Source organism: Streptomyces sp. CB01881, assembly GCF_002953255.1.
Classification (GTDB): Bacteria; Actinomycetota; Actinomycetes; order Streptomycetales; family Streptomycetaceae; genus Kitasatospora.
In genome coordinates, this window is record NZ_CP026498.1 from 850118 (window position 1) to 870705 (window position 20588).

Here is a 20588-nt window from a genome sequence, read left to right on the forward strand (position 1 = left end):
CGACGGAGAGCGACCATGCAGGTGCGAACGGTGAGGAACTGGGTGATCGACGCCGGGGGCAGCTGCACCACGGCACTACTGGACGACGGGACCCGGTGGCGGGAGGGTTCGGTGAACCCCGCTTCGGTCGGGGATCCGGCCGCCGACCGCGCCCTGCTCGGGCTGCTGCGCGCCATCGCCCGCCGCCTGGGCGGCGGGCGGTCGACCGGCTGGCTGGCGACCGCCGCGGTCGACGCCGACGAGCCGCAGCGCGAGCTCGACCGGTTGGCCCGTCTGGCGGAACGCTCCGGCCTCACCGGAACCCTGGTGATCTCGCGGGACATCGTCCCGCTGCTCCTGGCTCCCCCGCTCGGGGGGCGGGGCGTGGCCGTGGTGAGCGGGACGGGTTCGGGCTTCCTCGCGAGCGACGGGATCCGCCCGCCCGCCTCGGCCGGCGGCTGCGAGTACCTGGGCAGCGACGAGGGCAGCGCGTTCGCCCTCGGCCTGGCCGGCCTGCGGGCGGCCGTCCGGGGCGGCGACGGCCGGGGCACGCCGACGGCGCTCGCCCGGGCACTTGCCGAACACACCGGGTCCCCGGTGCCCGAGCTGGCCCGCCGGCTCGCCACCGAGCCCTTTCCCAAGGCCGCGGTGGCCGCGCTCTCCGCCGTCGTCTGCCGCTGCTGGCTGGACGGCGACGCCGTGGCGGCCCGGGTGGTGCGCACCGCGCTCGGCGAACTCGTCCGCGGGGTGCGCGCGGTCCGCGACGCGGCGGGGCTGACGGACGGCTGGTCGGCGGCTCTCGGAGGCGGGGTGTTCCACGGCTGCCCGGCCTTCGCCGAGGCGCTGCGCCACCGGATCGTGACCGAGCTCGGCGCCGACCGCCCACCCGTGGTCGTCGACGACCCGGTCCGCGCCGTGCTCGCGGCCCTGCGCGCGCACGAGCACGGCCCGCCCGCGTCCCTGGCCGGGCGCTGGGTGTGGCAGAGACCGCTGGGCGGAGGAGAGACGCGATGACGCACGGACCGATCACCCTGGGGCTGTGCCTGGCGGCGCTCGCACCCCTCGGCCTGGAGGACGCGCTGCGGGTCGCCGCCCGGAGCGGCGTCGGCGTGGTCGACCTGCCGGCCGACCGCGCGTTCCGGCTGGTCGACGCCGACCGGCTGGACGATCCGGGCCACCACCGCACGGTGCGGTCGGCGCTCGGCACGGCCGGGATCGAGGTGGGTTGCGTCAGCAACAGCCGTGACACGCAGGTCCTGCTCGGGCCGCACGGCCCCCACACCGATGCGGTGCTGGCGGGCCCGGCCGAGGCCAAGCGGGCGTACGGGCTGCGGGCCGCGCTCGGCACCGTCCGGCTGGCGGCCGGAGTCGGCGCCCCGCAGGCCAGGCTGATGCTCGGGGTGCCGGACCTCGGCCGCTGGCTGTCGTGGTGGGGCAGCGAGGTGAGCTGGCAGGACAACATCGAGGCGTGGGCGCGGGCGGCGGCGCCGGTGCTCGAACTGGCCGGCCGTCTCGGTGTGCAGGTCCTGGTGGAGCCGCACCCGAAGCAGGTGGTCTACGACCCGGCGAGCGCGCGGGCGCTGCTCGCCGCCGTCCCCGCGGTACGGCTCTGCCTCGACCCGGCGAACCTCGCCGCGGTGGGCCACGACCCGGTGGCCGCCGTGCGGGGCTGGGACGGCCGCGTGGCCGCCGTGCACGCCAAAGACCTCGAACAGTGGCGCGACCCGAGGGATCCGCAGGGGGCCGGCTGGGCCCGCTACGGTCCGGGGCCCGCGATCCGCTTCCGGGCGCTCGGCTCCGGTGAACTGCCCTGGCACTCGGTGGTGGCGGCGCTGCTCGACGAGGGCTACCGCGGGGTGGTCTACGTGGAGCACGAGGACGCTCTCCTGCCGACGGAACAGGGAGTGGCGAACTCCCTGGCGGTGCTGCGGGGGCTGCTGCCGGAGACCGCTGCCCAGGGGAGGACCTGGTGAACACGGACGGAGTGCGCGGCGCCCTCCTGGCGGGCGGCGTGGGCGAACGCATGGGGCCGCTGACCGCGAGGACGTGCAAGCCGCTCGTCCCGTACGCGGCGTCCTGCCGACTGGTCGACTTCAGCCTGGCGAACGCCGTCCGCTCCGGGCTGCCCGAGGTCGTGCTGCTCTCCCTGCACCGCGAGTCCGACCTGGTGCGTCATGTGCTGGCGCACTGGGACGGCCACCCGGACACCAGGCTGCACTTCGGCCCCCACGACCGGCTGGTCCGCAGCGGCGGCGGACCGGCTCCCGGCCGCCCCCTGCCGGAGCGCCCGGCCGAACGCGGCACCGCGGACGCGCTCCTGGCCAACGCGGAGCACCTCTTCGCACCGGGCGCGAGCGACCTGCTCGTCCAGCACGCCGACCACGTCTACGTCTTCGACTACCGGCCGATGGTGGCCGCACACCGTGCGTCGGGGGCGCACTGCACCATCGGCGTCCAGCGCGTCGAGCGCAGGTACGTGAAGCTGTTCGGAATGGTCGAGGTGGACGCCGGTCTGCGCGTGCGCGCGCTCGTCGAGAAGCCATCGGACCCGACCTCGGACCTCGTCTTCACGGCCTTCTGCCTGTTCCGCATCGACGCCCTCCAGGAGGTGCTCCGCGAACTGGCGGCCGGCGGTGACGACCACTGGCAGCACGACATCAGCCGCGACGTACTGCCCCGCATGATCGCGCAGGGCCGCCCGGTCCGGGCCTTTCCCGTCGCCGGCTACTGGGCGGACATCGGCACCGTCGACCGCTACCACGCCGAGCAGCTGAAACTGCTGCGGCGGCCGTACCCGATCCCGCCCGGGATGCTCCCCCGCACCCTGCGCGGGGCCGCACCGCGCTTCGTGCCGGCGTCGGGAAGCCTGCTCGGCACGGAACCCCCCGGGGACGCGGTGGTCGAGCAGAGCGTGCTGCACCCGGGCTGCCGGATCGGACGGGGGGCGCGCGTGCTCCGCTCGGTGGTGCTCCCCGGCGCGACGGTGGCCCGGGGCGTGACCGTACGGGACAGCATCGTGCTGGCCGGCGAACGGCTGACGGCCGACCGTGAGGGGCTGGCGGTCAGCCGGATCGATCCAGGGCACGGTTCAGTTCCTCCGAGGTGATGAACGAGGTGTGCGTGCCGGCCGAGCGGACGGCGTGCGCCCCGGCCAGCGAGCCCGCCCTGGTACACGCCTCCCAGTCCCGCCCGGACAGCCAGCCGTGGAGGAACCCGGCCACGTAGCTGTCCCCGGCGCCGTTGGTGTCCACGACCTCCGCCGCCGGCACCGCGACCGGTGGCACGTGCCGCACCGGCCGGCCGGGCAGCTTCAGATAGCTCCCGCGTCCGCCCGCCATGACGACCACGGCCTTGGCCCGGCCCCGGCCCAGGATGGCGTCGGAGACCTCCTCGATCCGGTCGCCGATGGCTCCGGCGGAGAGGAACACCAGGTCGGCACCGTAGGCGAAGTCCTCCCGGTACGCGTCCCGCCCGTCCCAGTTGTGCAGATCGGTGGAGGTGGACAGCCCCGCGTCGATCGCGTCCGCCAGCGCGTGCCGCGCCCAGTCGACGAGTGAGAGGTGTGCGTGCCGGGTGCGGCCCAGGGCTCCCCGGTAGAGGTCCGGGCTCACCGTCATGCCCGGCGGATGGCGGCCGTCGTAGAGCGAGATCCTCACGCCCTGCGGATCCACCAGGTTGACGCTGCGCCGGGTGCCGCTGGGGTGGATCCGATGGGTGAAGGACAGCCCGGCCTCCGCGTAGCGGGCCAGCACGAGCCGGCCCTCGGGATCGTCGCCGATCACGTCCGCGAAGTGCGTCCGCAGGCCGAGGGAGTGGCAGCCCAGCGCCACGCCGTTGCCCGTGTGCCCGACGTACCGCCGGATGGGCGGCACCTTGATCGTCTCTCGCGCGGGCAGCGGAAGCTGCGGCACCCGGACGATGGTGTCCACGCCGACTCCGCCCACCACGACGACGTCCCACTCAGTCATCCGGTCCCCCGGGGCGGTCCGCCTCGGCGATCAGCGCCCGGTGGATCTCCTCGTCGGTCACGTCGTCGGCGACCACCGTCTCACCGAGCTCCACGGGGAGGACGAAGCGGATGTGCCCGTCGCGGATCTTGCGGATCTGGCCCAGGGCGTTCAGCGTCTCGACCGGATCGACCCGGACCGGGAGGTCGGAGATCACGACGGGCAGGCCGACCTCCCGGAGGAGCCCGGTGATCCGCCGCAGCAGCGACGGAGCCAGCAGCCCACGGCTCCGGGCGATCCGGGAGGCGCAGGCCATTCCGTACGCGACCGCCTCGCCGTGCAGCACGTGCTCGTACCCGGCGACGGTCTCCACGGCGTGGCCGACGGTGTGGCCGAAGTTCAGCGGTCTGCGCAGGTCCTCCTCGTACGGGTCCTTGGCGATCAGCCGGCACTTGATCACACTCGCGCCGTGCACCAACCGTGCGGTTGCCACCGGGTCGGCGCGGAGGAGGTCGGCGTGCCGCTGCTCGATCAGCTCGAACAGCTCGGGCGAGGCGATGACCCCCTTCTTGATCGCCTCGGCGAGCCCCGCCCTCAGGTGGCGGCGGTCCAGCGTGCGCAGGTAGCCGACGTTCGAGACGACCGCCGAGGGCTGGTAGAACGAACCGATCAGGTTCTTCGCCGAGGCGTGGTCGACGGCGACCTTGCCGCCCAGTGCCGCATCGACGTGGGCCAACAGCGTGGTGGGCACGTTGATGTAGGGCACGCCCCGCATGTAGGCGCTCGCCACCCAGCCGACGGTGTCGATCACCACGCCGCCGCCCATGGCCAGGACCACGTCCCGGCGGGCCAGCGCACTGCCCGCCAGCCAGTCCAGCAGCCCGGCCGCCGTTGCCAGGCTCTTGCTGTTCTCCCCGGCGGGGAAGGAGGTCATCGCCACCGTCAGCCCCGCGGCGGTGAGGCGGTCGGCGAGCCGCCGGGCGTGCAGCAGCGCCACCGAGTCATCGGTGATCAACGCCACTCGCCGACCGCCGATCTCCGAGCACAGCCGTTCCACGGCGTCCTGCTCGTCGTGGCACACGTGGACGGCGTACTCGTAGCTCCGCCGCGCCGAGGCGACGATCGGACCGGCCGAGTCCCGCGGCAACGCGAGCCGTTCTGAAATCCTGACGCATTCGGCCAAGCTCCACCGCCCTCAGACCTGCCGCATGGCGCGCCGACCGGGAAAACCGTCCCGAAGATAGCGCGCCGCGGGCCGATCAGTTCGTATATTTCCTTGTTCCCGACGCGTCGTCACACGGATGGGGATCGGCCGGTTCATCGGATCGTCCGATGACCATCCCGCGCGCAGGTGCCGAGCACGGCCCGCCACGGGTGGCCGCCGGCCGGTCGCCGAGCGCGTCCGGCACTGCGACGGTGGCGCCGGCGGCGGCCCCGTGCGGGGAGGGCCGCTACCCGTCCACGGGCCCGGCCCGCACGACGCCCGGGGGCCCGGCCGACGGGGCACCCGGCGGGAGCGGCTGCTCGGCCCAGATGATCTTGCCCTCCGAGGTGTACCGGACGCCCCAGCGTTCGGTGAGGCGGGCGACGAGGAACAGGCCCCGGCCGCCCTCGTCCTCCGCGACGGCGTAGCGCAGGTGCGGGGCGGTGCTGCTGGTGTCGGAGACCTCGCAGATCAGCGCGCGGTCGTACAGCAGCCGCACCTTGATCGGCCCGGTCGCATAGCGGATGGCGTTGGTCACCAGCTCGCTGAGCACCAGCTCGGTGACGAAGACGGCCTCGTCGAGGCCCCACTCCGTGAGCCGGCGGGTGGCCTCGGCGCGGGCCCGGGCCACGGCCTCGGGAGTCGAGGCCACCTCCCACGCGACGGTCCGGTCGGGCTCCAGCACGCGGGTGCGGGCGACGAGCAGGGCGATGTCGTCGCTCTGGCGGGCGGGCAGCAGAGCGTCGAGCACGGCCTCGCAGGTCTCCTGCGGCGACCGGCCGGGGCGGGCGAGGACCGACGTCAGGACGTCCAGGCCGACGCCGATGTCGCGGGTACGGTCCTCGACGAGGCCGTCGGTGTAGAGGACGAGGCTGCCGGCCCGTGGCAGCCGCACCTCCGCGGCCTCGAAGGGCAGCCCGCCCAGACCGAGCGGCGGACCGGCGGGGAGGTCGAGGAGCTCCACCGTGCCGTCCGGGTGGACCACGGCCGGCGGGGGATGCCCGGCCCGGGCCAGGGCACAGGTGGCGGTGCTGGGGTCGTAGATCGCGTAGAGGCAGGTGGCGCCGGTGATCGCGGGCTCGCCCCCGGCCGCGGCCGTCTCCTGGTCGATGTGGGCGACCAGTTCGTCCAGGTGTCCGAGGAGCTCGTCCGGCGGCAGGTCGAGGGCGGAGAAGTTCTGGACCGCGGTGCGCAGGCGGCCCATCGTCGCGGCCGCGTGCAGGCCGTGGCCGACCACGTCGCCGACGACGAGCGCGACCCGGGCACCCGGCAGCGGGATCACGTCGAACCAGTCGCCGCCGACCCCGGCCTGCGCGGGCAGGTAGCGGAAGGCGATGTCGACGGCGCTCTGCTCGGGCAGTGCGCGCGGCAACAGGCTGTGCTGCAGGGTGACGGCCATCGTGTGCTCGCGCGTGAAACGGCGGGCGTTGTCGACGGACACGGCGGCCCGGGCGGCCAGCTCCTCGGCGAGCGACAGGTCGTCCTCCTCGAACGGACCCCTCTCCCGGTCGCGCCAGAAGCAGGCGACGCCCGTCAGCACACCCCGTGCCGTCAGCGGAACGGCGATCAGTGACACCAGGCCGTACTCCAGCACCGCCTGCGTGAGCTCGGCGTCCTGCCGGCGCCACCCGGCGTCGGCCGCCAGCTCGGGGACCAGTGCGGACCGCCCGCTGACGAAGCCCGCCGCCTGCGGAGTGCTCCCGGCCCACCGGACCAGCGTCCCCGGGCGGTACAGCGGCGAATCGTCGGGAAGGCCGCTGAGTGCCACCCTCTGCAGCTCCACCGGGTCGTCCGCCGCCAGGGTCAGCGGCTCCTCGCCGCGCAGGACCGCTTCGGCGAGGTCGACGGTGGCGTAGTCGCAGAACTCCGCGGTGGCCAGGTCGGCGAGCTCCTCCGCGGTGCGCCGGACGTCCAGGGTGGTGCCGATCGCCATGCTCGCGTCGTACAGCATCCTGAGCCGGCCGCGGGCGACCTCGGCCCTGCCGGCGAGGGCGCGCAGCTCGGTGGAGTCGCGCAGGGTGGTGACACTGCCGGACGGGCCTCCCGCGCTGTCGATGGGGCGGTTGTTGACGGCCAGCATCCGGTCGCCGACGGGGAGCACCTCGTCGGTGACCTCGCGGTCGGAGAGCAGCAGGTCCTCCGTGCGGGCGGCGAGGCCGAGATCGGTGACGGCGCGCCCCTCCACATCGGGGGGGAGGTCGAGCAGCTGGCGCGCCTCGTCGTTGGCGAGCAGGATGCGGCCGTCGCCGCTGCCGATGACCACGCCCTCGCGCACCGCGTGCAGCACCGCGTCGTGGTGCTCGTACATCCGGGTCATCTCCTCCGGCCCCAGGCCGTGGGTCTGCCGCAGGAGACGCCTGCCCACCAGCGCGGTACCGGCCGTGGCCAGTCCGAGCGCGACGGCGCCCGCGCCCAGGACGACCGGCAGCTGGCGGTTGATCGCACTGCTCACGTTGGCGACCTTCACCCCGGAGGACACGATGCCCACGACCGCGCCGTTGGCGTCCTTCACCGGGACCACCACCTGGTACTCCCGGCCGAGCGGGCCGTGCACCTGCTCGACGGTGACCCCGCCGTTCAGCGACGGCCCGATGGTGCCGACGAACTGCTTGCCGATCTGCGCGGGATCGGGGTGGGTGTAGCGGATGCCGTTCCGGTCGGTCACCACGATGAAGTCGACCCCGGCCGCCATGCGGGCGGACTCGGTCAGTGGCTGGAGCACCGCGCTGGGATCGGGGCCCTGCATCGTCTCCACCAGACCGGGGCCGTGGGCGAACGACTGGGCCGCGGCGAGCGAGCGGTCGCGCGCCGCGTCGTAACGATCGCTGCGGGACTGGATCAGCAGCGCGACGACGGCCGCCACCACCAGCAGCAGCACGATCAGCACCTGAAGGACGAACATCTGCCCGGCGACGCTGCGGATGCTCATCATCGACCGCAGGCTCTGCGGCGACGGCTCCCGCGGCACCGGGGGTGAAGGTCGCCGCCCACGACGGCTGCCCGGTCGGTGCAGGGGCAACCGGAGAGAGCGGCCCGCGTCTTTGGCCATACGCCCATGGTCCCGCGCAGGACACGAGGAGGACACACGACGCGGGTCGGACCTCGCGCGGGAGCCCGCGCGGGAGCCCCCGCGGGTGCCGCGCCCCCACGGGTGCCGCGCGTACCGCCCGGACGACGGCCCCGATCACCGGCGACGCAACGTCACCGGCGACGCACGCTCCGCGCGCGGGCCGCCCCGGACACCCGTGGTGTCCGGGGCGGCCCGGCGCCCTGGCGGCCTGCCGCTCGGCGGCGGCGTCAGTAGGTGGTGATGCCGGGGTCGGAGAGGCCGGGGGCGCCGGTCTCGACGTGGCCGGCGAGGCGGCGGACGAAGTCGCCGGTGCCGCCGGAGGTGACGGTCACGTCGTACCAGTGGCGGCAGGCGCTCAGGTCGACGATGTACGCGAGGGTGGCGCCGCGACGGACCGTGACGGTCTGCGGCGTGCCGCCGTAGGCGTTGGCCACCGTGAGGACGGCGTCCACGGCGCCCGTGTTGGTGAAGGTCAGGTCGAGGTTGCCGGTGGTCGGGTCGTGGCGGGCGGTGACCTCGGGCCCGGCGGTCGTGCCGGGGTTGCGGAAGCGGCGCAGGAAGCCGTTGGGTCCGTGGACGGTCAGGTCGGTGACGCCCTTGGAGTACGTGGTGTTCCACGCGTCCGCGATCGTCTTGCCCGCCTCCGCGGTGTACGTCCACGGGCCGTCGGTGCGGTTGGGCGAGGTCACCAGGAACTGGGCACCCGCCGAGCTGCCCGCACTGAAGGTGAGGCGGTACTTGCCGGTGGCGGTGTCGGCCGAGCCGTCCACGTACGGCGCGTACTTCAGCGGGCGGGTCGGCCTGGCGCCCGGTTCCTGCTTCGGCATGGTGCCGGTGGCGGGCGGGGTGGGCACGTAGTCCGGGTGCCGGACGCGGTCCGGCGGGAGGTAGGCGGCGGTGGAGGGCAGCGTCGCCGGCGTCGCGTTGGACGCGGTGAAGTCGAAGGCGGAGGTCAGATCGCCGCAGATCGCACGCCGCCAGGGCGAGATGTGGGGCTCCGCCACGCCGAAGCGGCGCTCCATGAACCGGATGATCGAGGTGTGGTCGAAGGTCTCCGAGCAGGCGTAGCCGCCGGTGCTCCACGGGGAGACGACGAGCATCGGCACCCGCTGGCCGAGACCGTACGGCCCCGCGGAGTAGCCGATGCTGCCGGCGTACTGGTCGGCGGTGGTCGCCACGGTCGACAGGCCCTGGGAGGCGGAGGCGGGCGGGAACGGCGGCACGACGTGATCGAAGAAGCCGTCGTTCTCGTCGTAGGTGATGAACAGCGCGGTGCGGGCCCACACGGCGGGGTTGGAGGTCAGCGCGTCCAGCACCTGCGAGATGTACCAGGCACCGTAGTTCGCCGGCCAGTTGGGGTGTTCGGTGAAGGCCTCGGGGGCGGCTATCCAGGAGATCTGCGGCAGCGTGCCGGCCTGGACGTCGCGCCGCAGGAGGTCGAACAGGCCGTCGCCCGCCTTGGCGTTGGTGCCGGTGCGGGCCTTGTCGTACAGCGGGTCGCCGGGCTTGGCGTTGCGGTAGTTGTTGAAGTACAGGAGTGAGTTGTCGCCGTAGTTGCCGCGGTACGCGTCGCCGATCCAGCCCCACGAGCCGGCCGCGTCCAGGCCGTCGCCGACGTCCTGGTAGATCTTCCAGGAGATCCCGGCCTTCTCCAGCCGCTCGGGGTAGGTCGTCCAGCTGTACCCGGCCTCCTGGTTGCCGAGGACCGGGCCGCCCCCGGTGCCGTCGTTGCCGGTGTACCCCGTCCACATGTAGTAGCGGTTGGGGTCGGTGGAGCCGATGAACGAGCAGTGGTAGGCGTCGCAGAGGGTGAAGGCGTCGGCGAGCGCGTAGTGGAACGGGATGTCGTCGCGGGTCAGGTACGCCATGGTGGTGGCCGTCTTGGCCGGGACCCACTGGTCGTACTTGCCGCTGTTGAACGCCTTGTGGCCACCGGCCCAGTCGTGGTTCAGGTCCTGGATGAACTGCATCCCCAGGTTGTTGGCCTGGGGTCGGAACGGCAGCACCTCCTTCTTGGCGGCGTCCGTCTGGTGCCACACCGACTTGCCGCTCGGCAGGGTCACCGGGCGGGGGTCGCCGAAGCCGCGGACACCCTTCATCGTTCCGAAGTAGTGGTCGAACGAACGGTTCTCCTGCATCAGCACGACGATGTGCTCGACGTCCTGGATGGTGCCGGAACCCCCGGCCGGGGCGATGGAGGCGGCTCGCGCGATGCTCTGCGACAGCGACGAGAACGCGGCGGTCGCGCCGGCGAGTTGGAGGAAGCGGCGACGGTTCAGCTCTGGCATGGGTGGATTGACCTCTGCATGTCACGAAGGTGGAGGACGGCCTCCCCAAGGACAGCGGCTGCGGGGTACCGTCCGGCGGACCGTTCATGACTGCCCGCTGTACGCCCGGCGAACGCATCGAGTTGTACGGACATGTGGCGGCGGATCACCTCGTCGCGCCGCCCTCGCCGGGTTCGCACCTGCCCGTCCTGCTCCGGCTTCCGCCCGGAGGCCGGGGGGCCGGGGGGCCGGGGCCGGAGCAGGACGGGTTCCCGTGACGGGTCGGGATGTCAGGCGGGCTTCCGGCAGAGCAGCGCGTACGGCCGCGAGGCCCAGAGTTCGTACCAGGGCTGGCTGTAGGCCACACCGGCGACGAACTCGCCGTCGGCGCACTGCCCCTTCGAGTAGCGGTACGCGAAGTCACCGCCGCCGGCCGCCGCCGGGCGGTTGTCGCCCTTGTCGAACCAGACCGTGCGGACCGAAGTGCTCAGCGGAACAGCCGACTTGGCGCACAGAACGCCGATGGAGCGGCCGTTGCGGCTGTACCCGGTCGCGACGTGGCCGGCGGGGCACTGCGCCTTGGTGTAGCCGTACGCCCAGTCGGTGGTCACGTACGTCTCGTCGTGCACGACGGTGGACGCGTGGCCCGCGTCCCACGGGTCGGCCTGGGTGGCGTTGGTGCACAGGCCGCGGTCGCTGCCGTGGCTGAGCCCGATCAGCCGGCTGCCGTCCGGGCACGAGGCCTTGCGGGCTCCCGAGTCCCAGTCCGGCCGGGTCTTGAGGTAGGCGGAGCGGTTGTCGTCGCCCGCGCTGGAGTCGAGCTGGGTCCAGACCGGCGAGCCTGTCGGGGCCTGGCCGACGCTCTGCGAGGTGATCGGCCACTCGCGGTGGAAGGCGAGGAACGGCAGCTCCTTCTCCAGGACCGGAGTCCCGAGGACGACGAGGCGGGCCATCAGCGCACCGTCGATGTCGAGGCCGCCGTAGAGGTCGAGCGTGCCGTTGACGCTGGGCGTCGCACCGCCGAGGACGACCGAGCCGTTCACCGCGGTCCGCAGATAGGGCTCGATGGAGGCCTTCACCCCGACCGCGTCGTAGAGGGCGATCGAACCCTCGGCCAGCAGACCGGTCCGCACGGAGGCGTTGCCGCTGAGGGCGAGGCGCAGCGGGGAGACGGTGGACGTGCCGGGCTCGGTGGTGGTGGTCCAGCCCTGGCCGACGGCATAGTCGGAGTGCACGCCCCAGTGGCCGTCGTACGACTGCTCGGCGTCGATCGTCACCGTGCCGTCCGCGCTGATGGCGGCGGACAGCGTGAGGTTCAGGTTGATCACGACCGGCAGGGGGCCGACCATCACCACCGGGCTGGCGCCGAGCTTGGCGAGCGGGATCTTGACGGAGGCGCCGGCAGCGAGGTTGGTGCCGCTGACGTGCCAGTCGGCGTGGGCGCCGAGGTCGAAGCCGACCCGGGCCTGCTGGGGCGCGAGGACGCCGAGGCCGCCCTGGTAGGAGAAGCTCACGGCGGGGTCGATCCGAACCGAGCCGGACAGCCGGACCGAGGAGCCGTTGGGCAGCGGGACGGTGGCGTCGGCGCTCAGGCCGAGACCGCTCGTGATGGTGCCCCGGCCGCTGGTCGGGCCTATGTCGACGGACGCCTTGAGGCCCTCGACCTGCGGCTCGACTCGGATCGAGGCGGGGTCGACCGGGGCCTTGAGACTGGTGTTGGCGTCACCGAGCAGTTCCGGGAGGGTCGCCGGACGGGTGCTGACGGCGACCGTCCCGTCGAAGGCCTCCTTCACCCCGGTGACGGCGACCAGGGCGCCCTGCGGTGCGGCCGGCGTGGGCGGACTGTCGATCAGCCGGCCGGGCTGGACGTCGGCCGTCGAGGTGCCGGAGGTGGCGGCCGCGTTCCCGGCCGCGGTGAGCACGGCGTCGCCGGTCCTCGGGTCGTAGGAGGTCAGTGCCAGCGCGGGTGCGCCGGCGGGCGTGGCGGGGGCCGCGGGCGCGGCGGCCCCGACGGACTCGCCCCCCTTCGCCGGGATCGCCACGGTGGCGGTTGACACGCCGTCGGCCGGGGGTGCCAGGGTCGCCGCGGTGGCGGAAGCGGCGGCCGGGGCGGTTGCCGTGGCGGTGGCGCCCGAGACGGGGGCGGGTGCCGCCACCGCGACGTCCAGGGTGAAGCCGGAGAAGACGAGCAGGGCGCTGGTCGCGGCGACAGGGAGTAAGAGCTTGCGTTTGGCCACGTGAGGTCCTTCCGGGTCGGCGGAGGTGTGATGCTGTGCAGCCAAGTCTTTCGGGAGGTGCTTACCCAGGACCTCGCACCAACCAAAGCCTCACCGGACGGATCGTGAACTTCCCGTGTCCGCTTCGAAGTCGAACCATCCACCGGTGCAGCACAGACCGGCACGGGCGGGCACGGGCGGGCACGGGCAACCGTGGGCAACCGTGGGCAGCCGCCCGTCTGATCGCACGTCACCTCCCGCCAGGCGCCGGCGCGGAAGACGCTCGACAGCACCACCGTCGGCACCGGTGCCGCGGGCGCCCCGGACGCCCGACGAGCCCTCCGTGCGGTCCCGGTCGAGGCGGGGCCGGCACGGAGGGCTCAACGTTCCACAGCGCAGCCGACCGGCGGCCCCGAGAGGTGGATCAGCCCAGGATGGCGGGGTCCTCGGCGAGTTCGGCGAGCAGGGCGTCCAGCTTCGCGCGGTCGACCGAGGGCATCACGAAGACGTGCACGTAGCTGCGGCGGGTCGACTCGTCACCCGGGACGAGCAGCACGTCCTGCGAGGACAGCGACCACTTCGCCACCAGTTCGGCGCTCGGCTTGCGGAACCGTACGGTGACGGCGCCCGGGGTGCGGGCAGGCCAGAGGGCGACGCCGAGCTCCTGCTCCATGGCCAGCAGGCGCCGCTCCAGGTAGTCGGCGAGCTCCTGCGCGGTCCGGATCCGGTCGACCTGGTCCTGGTAGGAGTGGCGGGACAGGTGGTCCCAGAGGATCAGCGGGGAGAACCCGTTGCGGGAGCCGGCGAAGGTGGTGTCGGGCGCGCCTATGTAGTCCGGCTGGGACGGCGGCGAGATCTGGTACTTCACCTTCGTCATGTAGATGCCGCAGGGCCACGGCGCGCCGGCCCACTTGTGGCCGCTCATCGCGATCGAGGAGACCATGTCGACCTCGCCGGACCCGGCGGTGGGCAGGGCCAGTCCGAAGTCGAACTCCGGCAGCTCCGCCTCCGGCGTCCAGCCGTACGCCGGGTCCTGGGAGGCCATCCGCAGGAACGGCGCGTAGCCCGCGCCGAGCGCGCCGTCCACGTGGATCCAGAAGCCCCGGCGCACGTCGACCAGCGGCTGCCCGGTGTGCGGGTCCGTCCCGTACACCACCTCGCGCCGCAGCAGGCCGTGCCGCTCGAAGATCGGCAGCAGGCGCTCGCAGACCGTACGGACGTCGTCGTGGGCGCCCTTGAAGGTGCTGCCGAGGTTGAGGTTGACGAAGACCGGGTGCCCCTTGGCGGCGAAGAACTCGACCAGCACGGCGAGCGCGTCGACGTCGATCTCGCCCGGGCCGTCCCAGGAGAACCCGGACGGGCCCGGGCGGGACGGCACCTCGGCCGGCCACTCGCGGCGCCCGGTGGCCGGGTCGACCAGCGGGCACTCGTCCGGGTACAGCTCCAGGCCGACGGCCTGGAAGGTCTCGACGGCCAGCACGCGGACGGCCTTGGCGAAGGAGTAGTGGGTGTCCTCGGAGTAGAAGGCCACCGGGCGGTGGGCGTTCGGGTTGTGCCGGTCGGGCGCGGCCTGGACGTAGCGCACCTCGTCGCGGGGGGCGGCCGGCGGGTGGATCAGCGCCTTGCCGCTGAGGTAGTCGCGGGCGTTCCAGAGCGCGTACATGTTGCCCTCGGTCGAGCCCATGGACAGCATGTAGCCCCAGTACGACTCGGGGTCGGCGGGGTCGTGCGGGCGCTTCGCGTGCCACAGCTTCGCGTAGTAGTCGAGGACGGCGCGCTCGACGACCTTGGTGTTCGGCTTGTAGCCGCCGCTCTGGAACGGGTCGCCGAGGTTGTTGATGTTGTTCGGCATGAACCGGGCCAGGTCCAGCGCGGTGCCCTGCATGTCCTGGGTCGCCTGGTAGCCGACCAGGTGCTTGCGCTTGCGCGTCAGGTACTCGTCCACCGTGTCCAGCGCGCGCAGCCGCTGGGCGTCGTCCAGTCCGGCCGCGGGGAGCACGAAGTCACCGCCGTCCAGCTCCGGGCCCGGGTCGACGGCGGTCGCGGCGGCGGTCGCAGGCACGGTCGCAGGCGCGGCGAAGGTGGCGGTCGGGCTCATGGGCGGGGCACTCCGGGCGTGGTGGGGAGGTTGGGGGGCGTTCGCCGCCCGCGCCCAGGATGGAACTCTCCAGCGATTCTGGGAAGCTCCTCCGAACAAGATTCGATCGAAGGCCGGATGAGTTTGCTCATCGACGGATTCGGCTGGAATCCTGGCGGGCATGCCGAACAATCCGCAGCACCGGCGGACCCCCATCGACGACACGGACCGGGCGATCATCCGCGCCCTCGCCGACAACGCCCGCATCCCGAACAACGCCCTCGCCGAGGCGGTGGGCATCGCCCCCTCCACCTGCCTGGCCCGCGTCCGCGCCCTCCAGGAACGCAACGTCATCCGCGGCTACCGCGCCGAGGTCGACCCGGCGGCCATCGGCCTGCCGCTCCAGGCGATGATCTCGGTCCGGCTGCGCGCCCACACCCGCGAGCAGAACGAGAGCTTCCGCAGCACCGCCCCCGACCTGCCCGGCGTCCTGGCCGTCTTCCACATGGCCGGCTCCGACGACTACCTCCTGCACGTCGGCGTCGCCGGCCCCGAGGCCCTGCGCGACTTCGTCGTCGACCACCTCACCACCCACCCGGCGGTGGCCCAGACCCGCACCAACCTGATCTTCGAGCAGATACCGGGCCGCCGCTACCTGGGGCGCGTCTGACCGCGTCTGGCCCTTCCCGCCGGGCACGCGTCGTCCTGCCGGCAGGCGCGCGTCGTCCTGCCGGCGGGAGGCCGGGGGCCGTCCTCAAGGTGTACCGGCCCGATGCGGCGACGGGCGCGGGGCCACGGCCTACGGGGCCATGGAGTGCCGGCCAGAAGCCGGCACCGATCACGGACCTCGTGGTGGCGCCCGAGCATCGGCCGGCGCCTCCTTGTCCGTCGACGGCGGTGACCCCTTCCCTCCACTGTCCGAAACGAGGGAACGCCCCCCAACTGCCCGTGAGGGCCACCAGCCGAGCCACTGGTGAGGACCGTCGGACAGGTCGGAAGCGCAGCCATTGCCCCCGGAGCGCCATACGACAGCGCCGCCTGAGTGAGGCTCAGCCTTCAAGAAATCAATCGAATCAGACTTAAGGGCCGCTTACGGTTACAGGCATTGACGTGTCCAGGCCCGGGCGGGAGGGTGACGACCAGGCGGCGCAGTCCGCGCTGCCGGCCCGCCCCCACCACCTCCGGAGCCCCCGTGATCACTCGCCGGACCATGCTCGGCGCCTCCGTCGCGGCCCTGACCGCGCCGGCACTGTTCGCCCTGTCCCCGACCGCGGACGGCAGTACCACCCCGCAGCGGCTCGACGTCGATCTGGTCAACACCGTGTCGTCCCAGCCGGTCTACGCCTACGTCCTCGGCCTCGACCCGGCCCAGGGCAACAGCTGGGCCTTCCTGCGCTCCGACGGCAGCACGCTCTACCACCCGGCCTCCCCCGCCGCCCCGGGCGCGCCGCTCGGCGCCGACTGTGCCATCGCGCTGGGTGCACCCGGCGGCACCCCGAGGCGGATCCAACTGCCTTACCTCTTCAGCGGACGGATCTACTTCTCCGTCGGCCGTGAGCTGGTCTTCCTGGTCAACCCGGGCCCGGGCATCGCGCTGCCCTCGGTGAGCAACCCGAGCGACCCCAACATCGGCACCTCCTACGGGTTCTGCGAATTCACCTACGGGCCGGACCAGTTGTACGCCAACATCAGCTACGTCGACTTCGCCGCCGTCCCGATCGCGTTCGACCTGACCGCCGCCGGCGGGCGGCAGAGCGTCCGCGGCCTGCCCGCCGGCGGCCTGGACTCCGCCGCGAACGCGCTGCGCACGCAGGCCGCCGGCGACGGCGGCGACTGGGCCCGGCTGATCGTCCCGGACTCCGCCGGCCGGACCCTGCGCATCCTCAGCCCCAACACGGCGATCAGTGCCGATCCGTCGCTGTTCAACGGCTACCTGGACAGCCACCTCACCGCCGTGTGGCAGAAGTACCAGGGCACCGACCTGGTGATCGACACCCAGGCCGGCTGGGGCACCGTCACCGGCCGGGTCAGCAACGGCGTGCTCACCTTCCCCGGAGTCGGCGGCTTCGCCAAGCCCTCCACCGCCGCCGTCTTCAACTGCAGCTCGGCGCCGTTCACCACCGGCAACGACCTGATGGGCAACCTGAGCGCCCGGCTCGCCGCCGCGCTCAACCGCACCACCCTGCTGGGGAATCCGCACCAGCCGGACGGCGAGAACCCGGCCGCCTTCTACACCGCCCCGCGCACCAACCACTACGCCCGCATCCTGCACGCGACCAACCCCGACCACCTCGGCTACGCGTTCCCGTACGACGACGTCCACCCGGCCGGCGTGGACTTCGAGGGCAGGGTGCAGTCGGCGAGCCCGACCCTGCTGTCCGTCACCGTCGGAGGCGCCCAGGGCCCGGCCGACCCCGGGCCGTCACCGCAACCCGGCGGCGGGACGAGCGCGTTCGCCACCATCCAGGCCGAGTCCCACAGCTCGCAGTCCGGCACCGCACCGGAGGCCTGCGGCGACACCGGCGGCGGCCAGGACATCGGCTGGATCGCGAACGGCGACTGGCTCGGCTACGCCGGCGTGGACTTCGGCAGCTCCGGCGCGACCCGGTTCCAGGCCCGGGTCGCCTCCGGCGCCGCACCCGGGGTCAGTGGCCTGGTCCAGGTGCGGCTGGACAGCCCGACCGCCGCACCGGTCGGCAGCTTCGCCGTCGCCAACACCGGCGGCTGGCAGAGCTGGCGGACGGTGCCCACCGACATCACCCGGACCACCGGCAGGCACACCGTGTACCTCACCTTCACCAGCGGGCAGGGCGCCGACTTCGTCAACCTCAACTGGTTCACGTTCGGCTAGGCACCCTCCGTCCGGATCATCCGGACCATCCGGCGGACCGGAGAAGGACGCCCGCGCTGCGGCGGCCCGGCCGGGGAGGCGGTTGCGGTCCTCTCGCAACTCGCCGGTCGCGTGGAAGCGAACGACACACCGTCCCTGCCGGTCGCAGGGGACGACAACGAGCGCCGGATGCAACGTCCCACCTCCCCGGGGGACCTTGCCTCTCCCGCCGCCCGTCCACGCCCGCCCGTCCATGGCCGCTGATGTCGGCGGCCCCCGCTACGGTCGTCCCCATGAACACCGAATCCGCCACCCGGTACGAGCCGTTGCCCGGACGGGTCGGCCATGTCGCCGCCATCGAGTCGCTCACGCTCGACGGGCGCCGCCACTTCTTCGGCTTCGACCACCGCAGCGACCTGGTCGTCTCGCCCCTCATCGACGACCCGGACGCGATGGCCGCGTTCGCCGCCGCCCACCTGCGCCAGAGCGACGGCCCGCACGATCCGGCGTACTGGGCCACGCTGGTCGCCGAGGCCGCCGAAGGCTCCGGCCTGGTCGAGGACGACGCCGAGCGGACGTTCACCACCGACGGCCTGCGCACCGAACTCCCGGAGCCGGGCGGCCATCTGCTCTACCTCCTCGATGCGGTCACCGACCTCGACGCGGAGACCGGCCCGTCTGCCGACATCGAGCAGGCCTGCGAGCGCCTGGGCTACGCCGGGCCGGACGACGACGACTTCGCCGACGCCGTCGACGACTGCCTGGAGACCGTCATCACCCACGGCCCGCTCCACCACCCCGACGAGTGGACGGTCGTCCGCGGCTACCTCGCCGCCGCGATCGCCACCGTCCCGGACAGCTGGGGCCTGCTGTTCGGCCCCCTCGCCGAGGGCCTGGCCCGCACCCACTGAGCCCGCACCCACTGAGCCATCACCCCGCCCGTGCGTCACCGAGCGCCACCGCCGCACGTTCGGCAGGGCCGTGAGACGGGGCTACGGCGCGCTCGCACCCCCGCCGACACTGATCAGTCCGGTCTCGTAGGCGGCCACCACGGCCTGAGCCCGGTCGCGGAGGCCCAGCTTGGCCAGGACACGGGCGACGTGCGTCTTGACGGTCGCCTCCGAGAGTTGGAGCCGGGCCGCCAGTTCGGCGTTGCTCAGTCCTCGGCCGAGCAGGCCCATGACCTCCAGCTCCCGGGGTGTCAGCGCGGTCAGCGAACGGTGCAGTGACGCCGTGCCGCAGTCGCGGCGGGCGAAGCGTTCGACCAGGCGACGGGTGATGGCCGGGGCCAGCAGGGCGTCACCGGTGCGCACCAGGTGGACGGCGGCGGTGAGGTGCTCAGGGCTGACGTCCTTGAGCAGGAAACCACTCGCGCCTGCCGAGAGCGCGGCGTAGACGTAGTGGTCCAGGTCGAAGGTGGTCAGGATGAGCACCCGGGGGCCGTCGGCCGCATCCGTGACGATGCGCCGGGTGGCCTCCAGGCCGTCCATGTCCGGCATCCGGATGTCCATCAGCACGACATCGGGGCTGGTGCGGCGGACGGCTTCGACGGCCTCGGCACCGTTGGCGGCCTCGGCCACCACCTCGATGCCCTCGGACATCAGGATCAGCCGGAACCCGGTGCGCACCAGCACCTGGTCATCGGCCACCACGACGCGCAGCGGATCGGTCACGGGCCCTCCAGGGGTATCAGCGCGCGGACCCGGTAGCCTCCGCGCGGACGCGGTCCGGTCTCCAGGGTGCCGCCGTGGACGGAGAGGCGTTCGCGCAGGCCGATCAGCCCGCGTCCGCTGCCGGTGGCCGCGGCGGCGCCGGGACGGCCCCCGGTGTCGGTGATCTCCACCCGAAGCCGCTCGGCGGTGTACTCGACGTTCACCTCGGCGGTCGCGCCGCCGGCATGCTTGATCGTGTTGGTCAGCGCCTCCTGCACCACGCGGTAGGCGGCCAGTTCGACCCCCGGCGGCACCGCGCGCGGTGGCCCCAGCACCGTCAACTCCACCGGCAGTCCCGCCCGCCGGACCCCGTCGACCAAGGCATCGAGCCGGTCCACGCCGGGCTGGGGTACCAGGTCCGCCGCGGCGTCGGGGCCGTCGGAGTCCATGGTCAGCAGGCCCATCACCTGGCGCAGTTCGGTCATCGCCGCCCGGCCGCCGCTCTCCACGGCGAGCAGGGCCTCACGGGCGAGGTCGGGTTCCTTGTCCATGATCTTGCGGGCGGCACCCGCCTGAATGACCATCACCCCGACGTTGTGGGTCACCACGTCGTGCAACTCTCGCGCGATCCGCGCCCGTTCGTGCTCCACCGCCCGGTTCAGCGCCTCGACCTGCCCCCGCTCCAGGGCCAGGAGCCGCTCCCGCTGCTCGTCGACCCGGCGGCGCCACTGCCGGATCTCGTACGCCACCGCGAGCACCGGGATCAGCACGAGCAGCGCGACCACGCCGTTCGGGAACTCCGGCAGCTTCGCGCCGGTGAACAGCAACACCAGCCCGGCCGCCGCCGCCGGCAGACTCGCCAGGGTGGCCGCCCGGTGGACGCAGTGCACGGTGGCGTTGTGGATCGCCACCAGGCAGACGACCCCCTCCCAGTACCCGAGGTCCCCGGAGAGCCGCCCCACCGGCACGGCGAGGACCAGCACCGCCCACAGCACCGCCAGCGGGAAGCGGCGCCGGAGCACCAGCGGCAGCGGCGCGAGAAGCACCAGGAGCGGCCGGCCGAGCCAGCCGACCGGACCGTCGATGATCAGAACGTACCGGCTGCCCACCAGCGCCAGGACCAGCGCCAGCGCCGCGTCGGACCATCGGCCGCCGCGTGGGGTCGGGCGTGGGGGGAGGAACCTCGTCACCGGACGATTGTGGCGGACCCCGCCGCCCCGGCGCATCCTTCCCCGCGATCATCCGCCTGCGACTTCCGGATACATCGCAAGGATGACATCGGGCGGCATGCTCCCGGTGCGGTACGCGAATTGCCCCGCCGGAGCGACGTGCCCGGCAGGCCCTCG

14 protein-coding genes are annotated in these 20588 nt (G+C 73.3%); 6 read left to right on the forward strand and 8 right to left on the reverse strand.

Features of this window, described 5'->3' with window-relative positions; genetic code table 11:
• Nucleotides 1-15: 15 nt before the first annotated feature.
• From C2142_RS03965 to C2142_RS03975, 3 genes are read left to right on the forward strand one after another with little or no spacing between them, the layout of a single operon-like run.
• Nucleotides 16-993: a hypothetical protein gene (locus tag C2142_RS03965; protein ID WP_148641103.1), complete on the forward strand. Its 978-nt coding sequence runs from the start codon at nucleotides 16-18 to the stop codon at nucleotides 991-993.
• Complete coding sequence (locus C2142_RS03970) at nucleotides 990-1952, forward strand: sugar phosphate isomerase/epimerase family protein (RefSeq protein WP_148641104.1); 963 nt, start codon at nucleotides 990-992, stop codon at nucleotides 1950-1952. The genes C2142_RS03965 and C2142_RS03970 overlap by 4 nt, the downstream gene beginning before the upstream one ends.
• Complete coding sequence (locus C2142_RS03975; protein ID WP_206670887.1) at nucleotides 1949-3085, forward strand: sugar phosphate nucleotidyltransferase; 1137 nt, start codon at nucleotides 1949-1951, stop codon at nucleotides 3083-3085. The genes C2142_RS03970 and C2142_RS03975 overlap by 4 nt, the downstream gene beginning before the upstream one ends.
• Here the strand turns inward: C2142_RS03975 and C2142_RS03980 are convergent.
• From C2142_RS03980 to C2142_RS04005, 6 genes are all read right to left on the reverse strand, one after another.
• Nucleotides 3042-3947 carry a carbohydrate kinase family protein gene (locus C2142_RS03980; RefSeq protein ID WP_148641105.1) on the reverse strand — a complete coding sequence of 302 codons (906 nt, stop codon included), beginning with the start codon at nucleotides 3945-3947 and terminating at the stop codon, nucleotides 3042-3044. The two genes, C2142_RS03975 and C2142_RS03980, sit on opposite strands and share 44 nt — an antisense overlap.
• Nucleotides 3940-5073: a 3-dehydroquinate synthase gene (gene aroB / locus C2142_RS03985; RefSeq protein WP_241002361.1), complete on the reverse strand. Its 1134-nt coding sequence runs from the start codon at nucleotides 5071-5073 to the stop codon at nucleotides 3940-3942. The genes C2142_RS03980 and aroB overlap by 8 nt, the downstream gene beginning before the upstream one ends.
• A gap of 304 nt (nucleotides 5074-5377) precedes the next feature.
• On the reverse strand, nucleotides 5378-8062 hold the full coding sequence (locus C2142_RS03990) for a SpoIIE family protein phosphatase (RefSeq protein WP_241002362.1): 2685 nt from the start codon (nucleotides 8060-8062) through the stop codon (nucleotides 5378-5380).
• Nucleotides 8063-8427: 365 nt separating this feature from the next.
• Nucleotides 8428-10488 carry a phospholipase C, phosphocholine-specific gene (locus C2142_RS03995; RefSeq protein WP_148641108.1) on the reverse strand — a complete coding sequence of 687 codons (2061 nt, stop codon included), beginning with the start codon at nucleotides 10486-10488 and terminating at the stop codon, nucleotides 8428-8430.
• A gap of 269 nt (nucleotides 10489-10757) precedes the next feature.
• Nucleotides 10758-12704 carry a hypothetical protein gene (locus C2142_RS04000; RefSeq protein WP_148641109.1) on the reverse strand — a complete coding sequence of 649 codons (1947 nt, stop codon included), beginning with the start codon at nucleotides 12702-12704 and terminating at the stop codon, nucleotides 10758-10760.
• Nucleotides 12705-13107: 403 nt separating this feature from the next.
• Nucleotides 13108-14781, reverse strand: a complete 1674-nt coding sequence (locus tag C2142_RS04005) for a histidine decarboxylase (protein WP_148641110.1) — start codon at nucleotides 14779-14781, stop codon at nucleotides 13108-13110.
• A 160-nt stretch (nucleotides 14782-14941) separates the two neighbouring features.
• Here C2142_RS04005 and C2142_RS04010 point away from each other — a divergent pair, with 160 nt between their 5' ends.
• From C2142_RS04010 to C2142_RS04020, 3 genes are all read left to right on the forward strand, one after another.
• The gene (locus tag C2142_RS04010; RefSeq protein WP_148641111.1) at nucleotides 14942-15430 is read left to right on the forward strand and encodes an Lrp/AsnC family transcriptional regulator; all 489 of its coding nucleotides are present in this window, start codon (nucleotides 14942-14944) and stop codon (nucleotides 15428-15430) included.
• Between the two features lie 522 nt (nucleotides 15431-15952).
• Nucleotides 15953-17611, forward strand: coding sequence for a beta-1,3-glucanase family protein (locus C2142_RS04015; protein WP_241002363.1), 1659 nt, complete (start codon nucleotides 15953-15955; stop codon nucleotides 17609-17611).
• A gap of 272 nt (nucleotides 17612-17883) precedes the next feature.
• On the forward strand, nucleotides 17884-18501 hold the full coding sequence (locus tag C2142_RS04020) for a hypothetical protein (RefSeq protein ID WP_148641112.1): 618 nt from the start codon (nucleotides 17884-17886) through the stop codon (nucleotides 18499-18501).
• Between the two features lie 81 nt (nucleotides 18502-18582).
• On the opposite strand, the gene C2142_RS04025 is transcribed toward C2142_RS04020, so the two are convergent.
• Nucleotides 18583-19263 (reverse strand): response regulator transcription factor, encoded by a 681-nt coding sequence (locus C2142_RS04025; RefSeq protein ID WP_148641113.1) that lies wholly within the window; start codon nucleotides 19261-19263, stop codon nucleotides 18583-18585.
• Complete coding sequence (locus tag C2142_RS04030) at nucleotides 19260-20432, reverse strand: sensor histidine kinase (RefSeq protein WP_241002364.1); 1173 nt, start codon at nucleotides 20430-20432, stop codon at nucleotides 19260-19262. Before C2142_RS04030 ends, C2142_RS04025 begins: the two co-directional genes overlap by 4 nt.
• Between the last annotated feature and the right edge of the window lie 156 nt (nucleotides 20433-20588).

Coding starts and splice junctions, on each gene's coding strand:
- C2142_RS04005 (WP_148641110.1), bottom strand. CDS start 14,781: ATGAGCCCGACCGCCACCTTCGCCGCGCCTGCGACCGTGCCTGCGACC.
- C2142_RS03980 (WP_148641105.1), bottom strand. CDS start 3,947: ATGACTGAGTGGGACGTCGTCGTGGTGGGCGGAGTCGGCGTGGACACC.
- C2142_RS03990 (WP_241002362.1), bottom strand. CDS start 8,062: ATGATGAGCATCCGCAGCGTCGCCGGGCAGATGTTCGTCCTTCAGGTG.
- C2142_RS03995 (WP_148641108.1), bottom strand. CDS start 10,488: ATGCCAGAGCTGAACCGTCGCCGCTTCCTCCAACTCGCCGGCGCGACC.
- C2142_RS04010 (WP_148641111.1), top strand. CDS start 14,942: ATGCCGAACAATCCGCAGCACCGGCGGACCCCCATCGACGACACGGAC.
- C2142_RS03965 (WP_148641103.1), top strand. CDS start 16: ATGCAGGTGCGAACGGTGAGGAACTGGGTGATCGACGCCGGGGGCAGC.
- C2142_RS03970 (WP_148641104.1), top strand. CDS start 990: ATGACGCACGGACCGATCACCCTGGGGCTGTGCCTGGCGGCGCTCGCA.
- C2142_RS04020 (WP_148641112.1), top strand. CDS start 17,884: ATGAACACCGAATCCGCCACCCGGTACGAGCCGTTGCCCGGACGGGTC.